The 14,616-nt window shown below is 40.7% G+C and carries 17 protein-coding genes; 2 read left to right on the forward strand and 15 right to left on the reverse strand.

All coding sequences use genetic code 11. From position 1 onward, the window contains the following. Positions 1 to 65 precede the first annotated feature (65 nt). Positions 66 to 386, forward strand: coding sequence for a YiaA/YiaB family inner membrane protein (locus BDD43_RS22830; protein ID WP_246001746.1), 321 nt, complete (start codon positions 66 to 68; stop codon positions 384 to 386). Here BDD43_RS22830 and BDD43_RS22835 read toward each other — a convergent pair. Further along, a complete protein-coding gene (locus BDD43_RS22835; protein WP_121196770.1) occupies positions 363 to 1,490 on the reverse strand; it encodes an ISAs1 family transposase in 1,128 nt (375 codons plus the stop codon). The genes BDD43_RS22830 and BDD43_RS22835 overlap by 24 nt on opposite strands. A gap of 164 nt (positions 1,491 to 1,654) precedes the next feature. On the opposite strand from BDD43_RS22835, the gene BDD43_RS22840 reads away from it, so the two are divergent. Beyond that, on the forward strand, positions 1,655 to 1,816 hold the full coding sequence (locus tag BDD43_RS22840) for a YiaA/YiaB family inner membrane protein (protein ID WP_246001747.1): 162 nt from the start codon (positions 1,655 to 1,657) through the stop codon (positions 1,814 to 1,816). Positions 1,817 to 1,987: 171 nt separating this feature from the next. Here the strand turns inward: BDD43_RS22840 and BDD43_RS22845 are convergent, their stop codons facing one another. The 14 genes from BDD43_RS22845 to BDD43_RS22915 all read right to left on the reverse strand — a co-directional run bounded on the left by BDD43_RS22845 (position 1,988) and on the right by BDD43_RS22915 (position 14,601). Continuing rightward, the gene (locus BDD43_RS22845; protein ID WP_121200093.1) at positions 1,988 to 2,941 is read right to left on the reverse strand and encodes an alpha/beta hydrolase; all 954 of its coding nucleotides are present in this window, start codon (positions 2,939 to 2,941) and stop codon (positions 1,988 to 1,990) included. 63 nt (positions 2,942 to 3,004) lie between these two features. Further along, the gene (locus BDD43_RS22850) at positions 3,005 to 5,173 is read right to left on the reverse strand and encodes a TonB-dependent receptor (protein WP_121200094.1); all 2,169 of its coding nucleotides are present in this window, start codon (positions 5,171 to 5,173) and stop codon (positions 3,005 to 3,007) included. Positions 5,174 to 5,254: 81 nt separating this feature from the next. Continuing rightward, on the reverse strand, positions 5,255 to 5,596 hold the full coding sequence (locus tag BDD43_RS22855) for a hypothetical protein (protein ID WP_147425720.1): 342 nt from the start codon (positions 5,594 to 5,596) through the stop codon (positions 5,255 to 5,257). Between the two features lie 449 nt (positions 5,597 to 6,045). Then, a complete protein-coding gene (locus tag BDD43_RS22860) occupies positions 6,046 to 6,480 on the reverse strand; it encodes a VOC family protein (RefSeq protein WP_121200098.1) in 435 nt (144 codons plus the stop codon). Positions 6,481 to 6,524: 44 nt separating this feature from the next. Beyond that, positions 6,525 to 7,016 carry an SRPBCC family protein gene (locus tag BDD43_RS22865; protein WP_121200100.1) on the reverse strand — a complete coding sequence of 164 codons (492 nt, stop codon included), beginning with the start codon at positions 7,014 to 7,016 and terminating at the stop codon, positions 6,525 to 6,527. 44 nt (positions 7,017 to 7,060) lie between these two features. Beyond that, the gene (locus BDD43_RS22870) at positions 7,061 to 7,384 is read right to left on the reverse strand and encodes an ArsR/SmtB family transcription factor (protein ID WP_121200102.1); all 324 of its coding nucleotides are present in this window, start codon (positions 7,382 to 7,384) and stop codon (positions 7,061 to 7,063) included. 1,555 nt (positions 7,385 to 8,939) lie between these two features. Beyond that, on the reverse strand, positions 8,940 to 10,085 hold the full coding sequence (locus tag BDD43_RS22880) for a type II secretion system F family protein (RefSeq protein ID WP_121200104.1): 1,146 nt from the start codon (positions 10,083 to 10,085) through the stop codon (positions 8,940 to 8,942). Continuing rightward, positions 10,072 to 10,602 carry a PulJ/GspJ family protein gene (locus BDD43_RS22885; protein ID WP_121200106.1) on the reverse strand — a complete coding sequence of 177 codons (531 nt, stop codon included), beginning with the start codon at positions 10,600 to 10,602 and terminating at the stop codon, positions 10,072 to 10,074. Before BDD43_RS22885 ends, BDD43_RS22880 begins: the two co-directional genes overlap by 14 nt. After that, the gene (locus tag BDD43_RS22890; protein ID WP_121200108.1) at positions 10,589 to 10,966 is read right to left on the reverse strand and encodes a hypothetical protein; all 378 of its coding nucleotides are present in this window, start codon (positions 10,964 to 10,966) and stop codon (positions 10,589 to 10,591) included. The genes BDD43_RS22885 and BDD43_RS22890 overlap by 14 nt, the downstream gene beginning before the upstream one ends. Next, entirely contained in the window at positions 10,948 to 12,207 is a 1,260-nt protein-coding gene (locus BDD43_RS22895; RefSeq protein WP_121200109.1) for a hypothetical protein, read from the reverse strand. The genes BDD43_RS22890 and BDD43_RS22895 overlap by 19 nt, the downstream gene beginning before the upstream one ends. 48 nt (positions 12,208 to 12,255) lie before the next feature. After that, positions 12,256 to 12,837 carry a toxin-antitoxin system YwqK family antitoxin gene (locus tag BDD43_RS22900; RefSeq protein ID WP_121200111.1) on the reverse strand — a complete coding sequence of 194 codons (582 nt, stop codon included), beginning with the start codon at positions 12,835 to 12,837 and terminating at the stop codon, positions 12,256 to 12,258. Beyond that, a complete protein-coding gene (locus BDD43_RS22905; RefSeq protein ID WP_121200113.1) occupies positions 12,834 to 13,328 on the reverse strand; it encodes a hypothetical protein in 495 nt (164 codons plus the stop codon). Before BDD43_RS22905 ends, BDD43_RS22900 begins: the two co-directional genes overlap by 4 nt. Before the next feature lie 10 nt (positions 13,329 to 13,338). Continuing rightward, positions 13,339 to 14,292 carry a fibronectin type III domain-containing protein gene (locus BDD43_RS22910; protein WP_121200114.1) on the reverse strand — a complete coding sequence of 318 codons (954 nt, stop codon included), beginning with the start codon at positions 14,290 to 14,292 and terminating at the stop codon, positions 13,339 to 13,341. Positions 14,293 to 14,361: 69 nt separating this feature from the next. Beyond that, complete coding sequence (locus BDD43_RS22915) at positions 14,362 to 14,601, reverse strand: hypothetical protein (protein WP_147425722.1); 240 nt, start codon at positions 14,599 to 14,601, stop codon at positions 14,362 to 14,364. Positions 14,602 to 14,616 lie beyond the last annotated feature (15 nt).

The raw sequence follows: 14,616 nt of genomic DNA on the forward strand, positions 1-14,616 counted from the left end.
AACTTTAATTTTGCTGCTCAATATTAAAGCATTGCAGCACTAAACAGCCAATAATTTAGGCCGCTGTGATTGATTTTCCGGTACCTTCTGTTATCTTTATCATAAATTATTACAATTGTATAGATCAAAAACCATCAAACGCTTTTATTGGAGCATCGTGGGCGGCACTAATTATAGGTTTTATTAGCTATAATGTTGGCTTATGGAACGGTACAATGTTACTTAACGAAAAAGAATATTATTTTACTGTATTACTTTTTGGTTTGTTTGCCGCCGTATCTGTACAAAAAAGTGTGCGCGATAAATTAGAAAATATCCCGGTAAACCAACATTTATTGCGGTTTAAGCTCAGGGCCGACGCATTAGGAATTTGTTTTAGCGATTAATTGTAATGAAAGAAGAAATTTATGGTTCCACCCGGCCATTTTTCTTTTTGCTTTCAGGCTGGCCTTACTGGTTTTGTCGGCTTTTAGGATATTTAGGGCTATCTTTCTGACTACGGCAAGGTTTTGGGCGGTCTGTTTGTTCCGTGTGGTATTGTAATCTTCGCCAAATCCGACATCCAACTGCCAGTGCAATTGGTTCTCAATGCCCCAATGTGCGCGGATGGCTTGGTTAAAATAGGCAGCATCAGCACGGAGGCTGGAGATATAGTAGCGGTCTTGTATGGAGTGGCTGTCACCTATTATCCTTTCCGAGGTTATTTTGATGATGGTCTTTATTCCCTTCCAATTTTCCTTTTCGTCAACCCAGTTAAGTTCATGAATGACTTTGCAGTCTCTGATCTCCGCCCGCCCGTGGCCCTTATCCAGGTGCTGGCTGTAACTGTCTTCTTTAAAGTTGAACTGATTGATTACCTGTTCATAAAGTGTTTCCTGGTTCTGTTTCAAAGCAAGGATATAATCGCCCTGGCTTTCGACAATCTGTTCAGCAATCGCTTTCTGTGTACCCATTGCGTCGATGCTTACTACCGCCCCTTTGATGTTCAATAGCGATAACAATGCTGGGATCGCCGTAATCTCATTGCTCTTGTCATCCACTTTTTGTTGCCCCAGTACCAACTGGTTACGACCCGACCAGGCGCTTACCAAATGCAAGGCCCCCAACCCCTGGTGTTTGCAGGCGCTGTTACAGATGCTCTTTCCATCGATAGCGATCAACTCCTTTTCGCCAGACAGGCCCGACTCCTCAAGACCCCGGCTAAGTTCCGCTGTCCAGGCACGAAAACACTGTTCAAAAAGCGCCGAATCGATCAGCATAAAAACCCGGTTGATCGTGTCATGACTGGGTATGCCGTTTTCAAGAGGCAGCAACTGCTTTAAAAAATCTTCTTTCTCCTTCCCGAATTCTTCCATCTCGTACCAGCTTTCTGCACCACATAGAACGGCCAATACCGACAAAATGATAACTTCCAGTAAATTGTGTTTCTTATTATTACCTGTACGAGGATCAGGTATCCATCTAAAATGATTGTGAAGTGAAGTCGTCATATGCTTTTACAAAGAAAAAACGCTAACCCGACTCTAATCCTCCCGAAACCACAAAAGTTATACCTACGTTTCCAACACTTTGTTCATAACCATATCAACTTTTAACTATTCTTATGCGTCAGCCCTGGGTTTAAGCTGGACTTTGCACCCTAATTGCAATATTATTGCTTACTGTAGGTTTGTGGAACGCCACGCTAACCTTGAGCGAAAAAGGCTTTTACGCCATGTCGTTTTTACTAACGTTGTTTTCGGCCATAGCGGTTCAAAAAAACACACGGGATATGATAAATTTTGATAAAATGGCAGGTAAGAGCAATATCAATTAAAAACATTCCAGGTTTTGCACTGCAATGTTTTTAGTGCGATATGCAACGCTTAATTTTCCGCAAGTTTTTTAGCAAATTAAGTTTGTAATTTAATGTGGTTTGCAATTCCTTAATTTCTGCATTGTAACCTCTCCTTTGTGTATTAAAAATACTGCCTAAGATAATTTAAAGCTATTTTTTCAATAAAAAAAGAAGAGGTATATCCAACCGTTTACGCCACGACTTTTCGGAATGATCCTCGCCGGGGAATTCGAGGCTTATCCAGTTCTTTGGGGTATATCCTTTTGCTTTCATAATGCCGTCGGCCTGTAGTTGGTAGGGTTTATACAAACTATCCAGCGTTTTGCTGCCATAATCAAAATAAATTTTATGGTTTTTAGGCGATGGCAGGTGTGCATCTAAATAATGCAAAAAAGCCGAAGGAATGGGATTATTTTGATTGGTAAAAATGCCGGTCCAGTGGGTTGACAAGCAGGCTGCGCCGCCAAAAACATCAGGATATTCGCAAATGGCATACATAGAAATGAGGCCGCCCATACTGGAACCCGCAATAAAAGTATTTTGCCGATCTGTTCTGGTACTGAAATGACTATCGATATAAGGTTTAAGCTCAAGCACCAAAAATTTAAGGTAATTATCTGATACGGGCCCTTTACCCATGAGTGGAGTACCTTTTTCCTTACCAATATCAAGCATCCGCTGCTGATCGGCGTTGGTCATACTGTAAAATGGTTTTTGCGGAAAGTATTCCGGGTGCCGCTGTGTGGTATTCCATATGGCAACAACAATGCAGTTTTTTATTTGGTTAGATGCTATTAACTTACACATCGCTTCGTCAGCACCCCATTCCTGGTGGTTCCAGGTGGTGGTGCTGTCAAAAAGCATTTGGCCATCGTGCATATAAAGCACGGCGTATTTTTTCGATTTTGTGTAACCTTCGGGCAACCAAACGTCCACGTTACGAGGCATCACATACCGCGACGAAAAGTTTTCTACCCGCTTAACCGAGCCGCAGGCAACCTTGGGTAAAGCCTGGGCTATCACTACATTGTTTATTAAAACAAAGAGCAAAAACATAATTAACCATCGGTGTTGAAAGTTTTGCTTAATAAACAAAGTATTCATATGGGTGCTATAATTGGTAAGCAAACTTACTGTTTTAAGGCGTAAATTATTGGGCTATGTAAATTACAACACCTTAATTTTTATACCAGCGTTAACAATAACGCCATCCAAAGGGGCATATATATCTTTAAAAACCGGGTTGGTAATTGTTCCTGTATAAATGCTTCCCCAGCGTGTTTGCCTTTGGTCGGTCAGGTTTTCAGCATTTATAAATATGTTAAAGTGTTTCCACATTTTTTGAACCAGTAAGCCAAAAGTCCAAAAACCCCTACCTGTTGTTCCGTCACCCAATAACTGTTCGCTGTTGTAAAACCCTTCTATCCCTGCCCGAAAACTGTTCTCAACTTCATAAGTTACATCTGCGCTTATCCTGTTCTTTGGCGTTAGAGGTTGCGTAGTGCTAACACTGCTAAACTGTTGTTTGGTGTTTGTATATGTATATCCCAAATAGATGCCTAAATTATCTGCAAACAATTTAATATTTGTTTCGGCTCCCGATGTTTTTAGTTCACCCGGCGAATTGCCGTACACATTGTTTATCAAGAGGAGAGGCTGATTAACCTTTGTATAAAAAAACAATTGATTGATATTGATAACAGCGTCGCCAATAGCATTTCGGTAATTAACATCCCCATTAAAACCGTATGATTGTTCGGCTTTTAAATTTGAAACAACCACAGGCTCAATGTACCTGTATTCCTGTTCTTCTGTTTGGTCGCTAAATATGGTTGGCATTTTATAACCTAATCCGCCCCCTATTCTGCTGGTTAAATGCTCATCTACTTTAAATAAACCGTTTACGCGGGGTAAAACAAAAACACCATTAGCTTTATTAACAGGCGCCGGGGTATTGTAGTCAAGCCTTAAACCTGTTTCTAAAGAAAACCAGTTTGTTAACTTGTAAGTGCTTTGAACAAATACGCCTAAAGTTGTATAGTTATAGCTAAAATAATTAAGAGGATAAGGCACGTCCAGTTTATCGGTAAGCAGGTTGCCACCCATAACCCAACTAAATTTGTGATTATGATACACATAATTTACTTCACTGTACGATGAGGTTTGTTTGCCGCCAAACTCATACCCCGGTGCTGTTAAATTGCGGTTGAAATAGCCAATAGTATTTTTAAAATTAATTTGACTGGCAGTATCTATCTTATGCGTAAACGATAATTGTGTAGAAAAGCGATAAGTTATATTTTTCTCAAAATATTGGTGCAGATTATCGGGTTTACTTTCTACAACTTGTATATCGCCGCCCAACCTGTTTTCATAAGTGCCGTTCAAGCCTATCCAACCCGAATCTTTATCATTAATATAAAAAAAAACTTTGGGGTTTAAGGTAAACCTGTCGGTTTTAGGTATTGCGGTAAAGGTATTTCCAGCCGGAGCGTACGCACCGTTATAATTATATGAGCCAAATACAGTAGTGCCAATATGTTGCCATTTTTGAGAATAATAGCCATCAGCATCGGCGCCCCCGGCACTGGTACCGTTTAGTAAAAATGTCAACTCCGGTTTATCCCGTGGGGTTTTGCTAATCAGGTTCACCAATCCGGCAATTGCACCACCACCGTACAAAGTAGATGCAGAACCTTTTATAAATTCCACCTGATTTAAATCTAATGGCGAAACCTGCAATAGACTCAAACCGCCTGAAAAGCCCTGATAAAGTGGCATACCATCCTTTAGCAATTGTGTGTATCTGCTATCCAGCCCCTCTATCCTAAAGTTTGCCGTACTGCTTACAGCAGATGTTTGTTGAACCTGTATACCTGTAATTTCGCCCAATAGCATTTTAATATCACCGGGACGCATGGTACCCTTTTCGTCCAATTCCTCCAATGGCAGAGCCTCAATGCGGGTTGGTATATCTTTGATACTTTGGTTTGTTCTGGTGGTTTGTACAATAACTTCGGCCAGCTCCCCCGCCAATGGCTCAAGATAAATCTCTAATGGCACTGCGGGTTTTTTTTCAGGGTAAACAATGGTTATGTCTTTGGGTATGTACCCGACAAAGCTAAATGTGATTTCTATCTTGCCATCCGGTATATTGGTTATAACCACTCGGCCGGCTGTATCAGCAGTTGTGCCCTTTTTTAATGTGGTGATTGTTGCTGTAGCGCCTGTTAAGGGTTTGTTGGTGTCGCCATCTTTAACGAAAGCCTTAAATATATTTTGAGCATATATGGCGTTTCCAGCCAATATTAGCATTGTTGTAAAAAGTTTTTTCATGAAATTAAATTGTTGCCGAAGGCAATAAGCAGTTAGCAGCACCCCAAAAAGAATGCTAAGCATTAATTAACACTAAGTTGGTTAAGCTAACGGCGGACGAAATAATTCGGGATGAAAATCTGTAATACTAATGGGGATCCTGAGCAACGTATGGCTAACTTTTAAAACCTTTATTGAGATAAAAGGTACTTCAAGCCTGCTGTATAAAAAATTAAAAGCAGAAGGACTATGTTGAAACTGTACAGATGTTGACGGAGTTTCGGGCTTGTCTTGTTTATTATGTCCTAATAATATTTTGCCGGCAAACAAGTAATCACCAATAAAATCAATCAAACCTGCTTCTTCCGGCTTGGTTAATTTTTCATAATTATGGTACATCCGCGGCAAATCGCTCATTAAAGTAAAATCACCTAACGGTAGCATTGTACTGCTTATTAAAAATAAGCAGGTAAAATAGTACAATGTAATTTTTCTTAAAAGCATTATACTGCAAAAGTAGGAGATAATATTAATTATTTAGCCTTGATAAATAAATATTGGGTTTTCTGTATGCCGAAGCATAGTGATTTGTACTGACGCCGTTACCTCAACAAATCATAAGCGATTTAGACAAAATATCTAAGGCGCTTATGATCAGAATTTTTTTGCGTATATTTTTATCTTTCGCGGAGTGGGAAGGGATTTACTTACCGAACACCCTATATCATTTTTAACCTTTTGGGAGACTTTAAATTTTAAAATCACATTTATCAAAACTTGTTAATTTAAGTGTGTTATTACCCTAAATTTAATCTTTAACAGCAAATGGTTGACTTAACTTTATTACGTTGCATGGAGTGCCATGTATGGGGTAGCTTTTTCTGCGGTTAAATTCACCCATTATAATTGGGGTCAAATTCCACAATCCATTCTATACCATATTTGTCTCTAAACATTCCGGCGTAGGTAGCCCAAGGACTGTCGCCAATAGGCCCTTCAATATCTCCACCTGCCGATAGGCCGTTAAATATTTGGTCTGCCTCTTCACGGCTTTCGGCATTAATTAATATTTTAGATCTGTTTTCGGCTTCGTTTACCCGTCCCATAAATTCGGGAACGTCATTGGCAATCAAAACATTGTGTTTGCCAAGCGGTAACGCAATGTGCATTATTTTGTTGGCTTCATTTTCTGGTATCTGAAATTCATCGCTCGCTAAGTCGCCAAAACGGATAATCTTAGTGAATTCTCCACCAAAAACCGATTTGTAAAACGTAAACGCTTCTTCGGCATTTCCGTTGAAGTTGATCCAGGGATTAATTGTTCTCATAATTTAATATTTAAAAGTGATTGTAAATTTTCTTTTTATGTTTTTTACGATAAGGTAACCAGCAGTTCTTCCAGGTTTTTCAAGGTCATGGTGAAGCCTATTTTAAAGCCCTCCAATAACTTTTCTAATCGTTCAAACGATTCATTAAAAATGATAATGTGTACTTTAGTTATGCCATTTTGCTCGCTAAAATTGTAATCCCATTCAGAACCTGGCAGTTCACGGTTTTCGTCTTTATCTGCAAAGGCGTTGTACATCTTAAAATTGGTTTTCGGGGTGATTGATGTAAATTCCTGCACCGCCCAACGCTCCTGCCCATCGGGGCTTATCATGGCGTAAAATCGCCTCCCCCCTACTTCAAAATTCATGTACTTGGTTTTGGCGCGCATGGGCGCAGGTGCGCCCCATTGGTCAAGTAATTCGGCTTTGGTAAAGGCATCCCATACTAAAAATTGGCTGGCATTAAACTCCCTGGTTATATAAACCGTTTTCGCTGCCTTGTCAACGTTAAAATCAAATAGCAAATCGTTGTTCATTATTTATTGATTAGTTAATTAATTGTTTTTCTTTGGCATCAATGCTACTTCGTGGTCTGGTCTTTAATAGTTGTTAACAATTGGTCAAGTTGGTTAAATTGAGTTTCCCAGTTTTGCCTAAATTGGGCTAACCAATGGTCAAACTCTTGCATTTTTTTCGCATTAAAGTGATAATAAATCTCCCTGCCGCTATGCTTAGGTGTAATCAATTCGCAGTCGTGCAATACTTTAATATGTTTTGATACCGCCTGGCGGGTCATATCAAATTTTTCGGCCATAGCATTTGGTGTTAATGCCTGTATGGCTATTAAAGTTAAAATAGCCCTGCGTGTAGGGTCGGCTATGGCCTGGAATATATCTTGTTTCATTCTTGGTTATTAATTGAGCAACCCTCAGGTTGCAAATATACATGCAACTTTTTAGTTGCGCAATATATTTTTTCAATATTTTATATTAAGTCACCCCAAACTCTTTTAGTAGATAATTCCTTTGATGTCCCATCAACTGTTATCCGAAGATAAACATACCGCACATCACTTTTCTGATTTTTGGGTTGTTTTAAGAAGAAGAACAACCCGAAGCTTTTTTCCAACATAACGAAACATTTAAAAGTTAAACAAATTTCGGAATGCAGTTAAGATGAAACAAGATGTTAATCTCATGAATATGTTGATTTACAATTAGTTAAATCAACAATTGAACGTCTTTTATTTAAAAATCCTTGCGTCTTTTTTCAAAATAAAAGACGCTACGAAAGACGCTAATGAATTGCGGGAAATTTTATGAAATCTGGCAATTTGCCACAAAATAAAAAACCCGCAAACTCAGTATTTGCAGGCTTTTTACTCTTTTGATAATGTAATTTGCGGAGAGAGAGGGAACAGAACCTAATCTGTTTTATCGCTTCCAGCGCATCTTTTAGTGATTTTTAACTTAGCAACGCCATGAATGACGCAACCTTATTAATATTTCACCTGGCGGAGAGCTAGGGTTTTGTAACACCTCTAAACGGGATTGATAACCAATGTCTTATGAGTGGGATAAAAGCTTACGCACCGAATTACGCACCACTTTTTTGCTACAGATTAATTGCAAATCTTTATGATATAAAGATACGAATTAATACAATATCTATCAAATTTTATGCTTCGCAAGCAGCAATTCGGGTTTGAAACTTCAAATTAGTTTAGTAGGTTTTGACTGGTTCTAAGGTTCTAAGAATACAAATGTTATACAGATTACCGAATGTGCATTCCGGTAAGGTTAGTAATCTGTGAAACAGTTTCAGCTTTTGTAATATATCCTTTGATTGTGTGGCTACCAAAATAAACGACCATAACGGTAAATATAGACCATGATGAACCCACCGCCAAACTTCACCGCCTGAAAGGCTGTAAAAGCGAACATTCCGACTGGAAGTAATTACACCCACCAACTCTTTTCACCACTTAAGCAACAAAAGCGGATAGCCGGGCGAAATGTCAAGGGCGGGCTAATAAAAAAACAAACAACAACCGCCTGTTTATATAACCTTTACGTTTCATCCCGGCGGTGGCTATCTTTGCGATGGTGGTTATAATTGGTTGTTTTTTCTTTTTTCACCAGCAACGGAAAAAAAGCCAGTCGGTTATGAGCGTAGCGAATTTCCGTCTTGCCGCGCGAGGTGAGGCGGGCGGTGGCAGGTAACCCGCTCTATCGCGGGAGGCCTGTAGCCGCTGGCCGCAACCGGACATTTAGTTTTGGTCTTCTCATTTTATCGACAGCATCACGGGTGATGATAAAATTCCGGCTGGCCTTGCAAAAGATTTTTGTCGAGTAGCTTTTTTCCAGCCTCGAGTGATTTAAGGAGATGACCAAATTGGCATCGTGCCAAGCGACTGCCAACTTATTAACTGGGAAATCACCAGATGAAATGCCTTTCACCTAAAAACTATTACTCATTTGAAACAAAGGCAAATACATCGATATTAAAATAACCCCGACAATCAGACCCAGGAAGATAATGATAAGCGGTTCCATCAAGCTGCTGATGGTGGAGGTTTTGTATTCAACTTCGTCTATGTATTGTTCGGATATGATGCCGAAAAAATAATCGAGTTGGTTGGTTTCTTCGCCTACTTTAACCAGTTGTACCATTTTAGGGGGATAGACTTTGAATTGTTGCAGGCTTTGATACAGTGTTTTGCCTTTCATGATGTCTTCTTCGATAATGGTTAGTGAAGCTTCTATCGGGTAATAGCGGATCATCTGCCTGATTAAGGCAATGGCGCGTAACAGCGGCAGCCTGGCATTGATGAGCAAACGCATGGAATTACAAAACCGGGCCAGGTATATTTTTTGTACCAGGTTACCTACCAGCGGGAGTCGAAGTATCGTATTAGAAAATATTTTCCTGAATTTTTCCGTTTTGCGGAATGTAAAAATAAACACGGCAATAACCAGGCACAGCAAAACCACTTTACTAAAATTATTCTGTAATACTTCCGATATCCCGATGATCTTTTCGGTGATCCAGGGCAGTTTGCCGCCAAAGCGCTTGAACACGTCGCCAAACATCGGTACCACAAATTTGAGCATGAAGAACACCGCGCCAAGCGAAGTGCTTAGTACGATACAGGGATAGGTCAATGCCGATACGATTTTGCGCTGTTGTTTGATCTTGCTCTGGTAAAATTTAGCCAAGTCGCGTAATACTTCGATCAGTTTACCAGTCTCCTCACCGATCTGTAAGCTGAACACTTCGTATAATGAAAACCTGCCGGTTTGCTGCAAGGCCTGCGAGAACGTGGTTCCTCCTAATACGGATTGCTGAATGGTAACAAACAGGGCTTTGTCCTTTTCTTTTTCCTGGTCGGCAGTAATCAATTCAAAGCTGCTTTTCAGATCGATACCGGCCTGCAACAACGAACTTAGTTCCAAGTACAGATATTCTTTCTTTTTATCGCTGAGTTCCCTGCTTCCGAAAGAAATATCCTTATTCAACAATTCGGTTAAACTAAAACCGGGTTGTTGCGCTGTTTTCTTAGCGGCTTTTTTGTTTTCGTACCTGCTTAAATCAATTGACGGCATTCGGGTTTCTTTTTATCAGGTTCTCGGAACTGTAATCTTTATTATAATGGTATGGTATCGTTTCATTATTGTAGCTCACATTAAATAGAAGCTCGTCTATACGGTTGTCTTCTGTATTTGCTGTCTCTGTAGTTTCATCATTTATTATTTGTTGTTTTTCGAAAAACATCCGGCAGCTATCATTAGTCACTTTAAAGGTATCTATAATAATCGCTTTCCTGATGATGTAACGATCAGCAAATTCATACTCCACGGCGGGTTTATTTTCTTTGTCGATGCGGATGTGCTTATTGCTGCCGCTGATAATTTCCGCCTGATCGAAATCACGCCTCAATAATTGGTCAAGGCTGGCGAGGGTGACCATGCGCTCGTTCCTTAATTTAAAGTCGAGATAACTCCGGCTAATGATCTGATAAGAGGTATAAGTTATGCCGATTACCACAGCAGCGACGAGCATGGCAATCGTCATTTCCAATAGCGTAAATGCTTTAACTGTATTCGGCTTACCTGGCATCATAAATCACCTCCTTTAGCTCCGCTACTTTCTCCTTATTGGCGTCGTATGCCGTTAAGTTAACCTGGAACAGGTTGTCATTGTTGTTATAACTTGTGGTTTCCTCTTCTATGCTTAAACCATCAACCGTACTGGATTGCTTGGATAGTTGCGGTGCTTCTGCTATTTTAATGAGCTCTTCTTTCAAAACAGCTTCGGCACGTATTTTTTTTGCCGATAGTGAAAGCCGTTGCACATTGGCAAAGATCGCCATAGCAATACTGAATACGATCACGATGACCACCATCGAAATAATCACCTCCAGGATGCTGGAAGCCCGTACCCGTCCTTTCGGGTTCATGGTGATCTTTAATTGGATTCCAGCCATTGTAATATCTTCTGCTTTTTGCCCGATACCGGGAACAAGGAACTGCTGAGGTAATAAGGCGATAAACCTTTAACATCAAGCCGGGTATTGATGAGATAATTCTCGAAAGTAGTGTAGGTGGATTGATAAAGGAAACGGTTGGTAAACACGCTTCCGGCTATGTCGCCTCCATTGTTAAAACGTACCAATCCCTGGGCGTATACCTGCCCGGCTATTTTAACATTTTTACCAATATCAATTAAGGTTTGTAGCTGGCTCTTTTCTTTCTCATAGGTAAATACTGCGCCGTTTATGATCGTGTTTTCGCCGAGGTTAATTCTGGCCTGAACAGCTTTATTGCTTTTAAAGCGCAATACGCACAGGCAGGATGGGTAAGCAAACACACAGTCCCTCTGTACCCCGATAGAATCCGATGCAAACAACTGGCACTTCCCGTTAAAACCTTCCTGAACGCTGATGCCCTTGGCGTAAACGATCACGTTGTTGAGCATTGCCGTCTTTTCGATAATTAAGGTAGTGTCTGATAGCACGATTATATTTCCACTCAGTTTAATATCATGGATGGTCTCAACCCGCTTCTTAAAATTAATGATAAGCGTGGGATTGAAGAAAGAATTACTGATGGTGTCCCGGTGATAAAAGGAGGTATCGGTGTATGCATAGCTTTTTAAGCCTTTGATCTGTGCTAACTTAGCGGACTGTAATTCGGGCAGCGTTCGTTCGCTGTCATGCTTATTACCAATCACCAGTCGCTTGTCTCCCTGGTATGCTTTTCCGTCCACGTAAGCTTCTTTCACACCCGCCTTGGGTACAAAGGCATCGCCGCGTATCATCGTCTTTCCGCTTACCGATAAGGGCCTATCTTCATCAATGAGGTACACAGCAGCCCATTTGAGTGAATCGATTTTATTGGCAATCATCAAAGTTTTCTTTAGCGTGTCCGTTTGGATAAAAGCCTTACAAAAGCCAACCTCAAAAACACCCCAGTTTGTTTTTTTTAAGATTACCGTATCGGCATCAGTGCCATATAATCCAAATTTCTTTTCGCTTTTATAGGCGATGGAATCGGACGCCAGTAAAATATTGATCCCGGAATTTAAGTTGCTGGTCAGTTCATCATACCTGAATTTCTTTTGGTATTGCAGCTTATAATAATAAGCGGCTACAATAAGAGACGAGCAAAGTACCGCGATAACCAACGCAATAACGATCACGATATATAAAGCGGAGGCCCGGATCATGTATTCTGGTTACAATTATTTTTTTGAATTATTTATTACGATAGCCGGTCAATGTTTCTTTTTGAATGGATTAAGCTTTGACCAGAAAGACGCCTTTTTTGTTTCTTTGGGTACTAAGTTTCCGTCTTTATAAGTCGAAACTTCCACTTTGCCTTTGCCATCATAATTGTACTGTTTGCCATTAAGCAAATCATGGTGGTAGGTGCCTTTTTGTTTCAGGTTACCTTTTTCATCGTACCAATCATATTCACCTTGTTTAATTCCGTTATTCCAGGTTATCCTTTGCACCAGTACGCCATCTTCAGTCCAGCTTTTCCAGATGCCATTTTTTAATCCTTTGTTAAAAACACCTTGTTCTTTGAGGTTTTTGTTGGGATAAAACTCGTTATACTGTCCGTTTAGCAGAGCTCCGCTGTAAGCACCCTGTGTTTGTTTGATCTGGTTGGAACAATACCAGTTATAAAAACGGTCGGACTGTAACGACGGTTCCGATTTTACGGGTTTGATCTCGGCTGTGATGTTTTTATCGCTGGTGCTGATGCGGACTTTATATAGCCCCATATCGGGCATTTTTTGTGCAAATACCTTAACCGAAAAAATAAGCAACAATACAATAAACGATCTCTTCATAGCGATTTATTATTCAAGGGAATAAACTTCTTTGTACCCTGGTATAGTATTTTGATGGAATCCTTCATATTTTTAATGAGCTTAACCTGTTCTGCCGTTTCGCCTTCACTCAGCATCAGTTCTTTTCCGTTAACGTTCACCATGGCGATTAATTTTTTTGAGCCTGCGTTATGGATATATCCCGAATAGCGGATGTTATTCCAGTTGATAGCAGGCTTTTGCGGTACAATTATTTTATGGCTTGGTTCGTCGGTAGCTTTTTCCACCGGTTCGGCTTTTTTTTCGCTAAACGGGTCGCGGTAGTTGAGCAGTAAGTGCGTGGTATCTTTAGGGATGGCATAATCTGCCAGCGATGTTTTCATGGCCGGGCGCGTTGCAATGGCTAAAGGTTCATCGTCGCCGTTGATGGCTTTAAATAGCTTGACGATGATGAGCCCCCATATCGTTACCACCAGGAAGCCTAAAAAGTAGGTCAGCTTTTTGTTTTTCATCTACCGCTGTTTACTGAATCACAAAATGGCGCAACACACTGGGCTGCCCTTCGTTCCCTGCCGCATCTATGGCCGTTACCTTCCAATACACTTTATCAAATGATACGCCCAGGTTAAAGCTATAGCTGGTTGTAGTTAAAGTAAGCGGAAACGTTTGGTTATACCACGTAGTAGAATCGCTTTTTAAAACATACAGCTTATATTTTACGGCCTTGCTCGTGCTGTTCCATTGCAATGATACAGGCAAAGGTACAGTCTGGTTATTGGCCGGGGCAGTTAACGTGACGATGCCCGGCGGCGTATGGTTATATACAATTAAATTAATGGCCGACCATTTAGATTGCGCCGTGTCGTTCTCCGCCCTTACCCGCCACTGGTAGGTTTGATCTTTAGGGAATGTATAGGCTATCAATTGAGCCGGCGTAACCTGGTTGTAAATTACAGCCGCTTCGTTCACAAAGTTGTTTGTATCAATTTCGAGGCGGTATTTTGTAGCACCATACATACTGCCCCACTGGAAATTAATTGCCGACTGGTTGGTGAGGGCATTATTGGCGGGTGATGTTAGCAACACGCTTTGCGTGGTAATTGTTGAAGGCAAAACTGTAAAGCTTCGCCCGGTAGAATACGCCGTTTTACTGCTTCCGTTCTCCGCCCGTACATGCCACTGGTACCTGCCCGGATCGAGCGACATGGTAAACGTGTTGCCCTTAACCAGCGTATCTACCACCAGTGCGCCAATGGTATCCAGGCTGGGCGTAACCACCTGCAAGCGGTATCCCGATGCATCATCAACCTTATCCCACCAAAAGCTGACGGCATATTTAGTGCTTTGGTAATTATTGCCCGGTGCCTCCAGCGTTACGTTTCTGTTACTGATGTTAGGTTCAAAAATCTCTTTGCAGGATGTGACCGCGATAGCCGTCAATCCCAATAAAAACCAATAAATATGTTTTGATTTCATGCAGCATTAAAATTAAAAAATAAACCGGGAGAAAAAATATTTATTGGGGATTAAATTGAGAAAAAGAAATCAGGTGGTCGTATAAAGCGCTCCTCTTTGGGAACTGGTTAAACAATTTAAAACCATGAAAGTATTAAGCTCCATAGTTCGGCATAAGTAGCTTTTGCCCTCCTGTCCACCCGACATACTTGCGCCAGCAGGGTAACATTTTGAAAATTGCCAATCATTCGTTATAGCTTCCTGCATAATGGTATAGGATGCTGAAAGATATTGATCCAGCAAATCGCCGTCGATTTGTGCGCCTTTCACAATCGAATACCGAAA

The sequence above is a fragment of the Mucilaginibacter gracilis genome, from assembly GCF_003633615.1.
GTDB lineage: Bacteria > Bacteroidota > Bacteroidia > Sphingobacteriales > Sphingobacteriaceae > Mucilaginibacter > Mucilaginibacter gracilis.

Bases quoted from the DNA above. Each gene is read 5' to 3' on its own strand.
- BDD43_RS22835 (WP_121196770.1), bottom strand. From the start codon at position 1,490: ATGACGACTTCACTTCACAATCATTTTAGATGGATACCTGATCCTCGT.
- BDD43_RS22845 (WP_121200093.1), bottom strand. From the start codon at position 2,941: ATGAATACTTTGTTTATTAAGCAAAACTTTCAACACCGATGGTTAATT.
- BDD43_RS22850 (WP_121200094.1), bottom strand. From the start codon at position 5,173: ATGAAAAAACTTTTTACAACAATGCTAATATTGGCTGGAAACGCCATA.
- BDD43_RS22855 (WP_147425720.1), bottom strand. From the start codon at position 5,596: ATGCTACCGTTAGGTGATTTTACTTTAATGAGCGATTTGCCGCGGATG.
- BDD43_RS22860 (WP_121200098.1), bottom strand. From the start codon at position 6,480: ATGAGAACAATTAATCCCTGGATCAACTTCAACGGAAATGCCGAAGAA.
- BDD43_RS22865 (WP_121200100.1), bottom strand. From the start codon at position 7,016: ATGAACAACGATTTGCTATTTGATTTTAACGTTGACAAGGCAGCGAAA.
- BDD43_RS22870 (WP_121200102.1), bottom strand. From the start codon at position 7,384: ATGAAACAAGATATATTCCAGGCCATAGCCGACCCTACACGCAGGGCT.
- BDD43_RS22880 (WP_121200104.1), bottom strand. From the start codon at position 10,085: ATGCCGTCAATTGATTTAAGCAGGTACGAAAACAAAAAAGCCGCTAAG.
- BDD43_RS22885 (WP_121200106.1), bottom strand. From the start codon at position 10,602: ATGATGCCAGGTAAGCCGAATACAGTTAAAGCATTTACGCTATTGGAA.
- BDD43_RS22890 (WP_121200108.1), bottom strand. From the start codon at position 10,966: ATGGCTGGAATCCAATTAAAGATCACCATGAACCCGAAAGGACGGGTA.
- BDD43_RS22895 (WP_121200109.1), bottom strand. From the start codon at position 12,207: ATGATCCGGGCCTCCGCTTTATATATCGTGATCGTTATTGCGTTGGTT.
- BDD43_RS22900 (WP_121200111.1), bottom strand. From the start codon at position 12,837: ATGAAGAGATCGTTTATTGTATTGTTGCTTATTTTTTCGGTTAAGGTA.
- BDD43_RS22905 (WP_121200113.1), bottom strand. From the start codon at position 13,328: ATGAAAAACAAAAAGCTGACCTACTTTTTAGGCTTCCTGGTGGTAACG.
- BDD43_RS22910 (WP_121200114.1), bottom strand. From the start codon at position 14,292: ATGAAATCAAAACATATTTATTGGTTTTTATTGGGATTGACGGCTATC.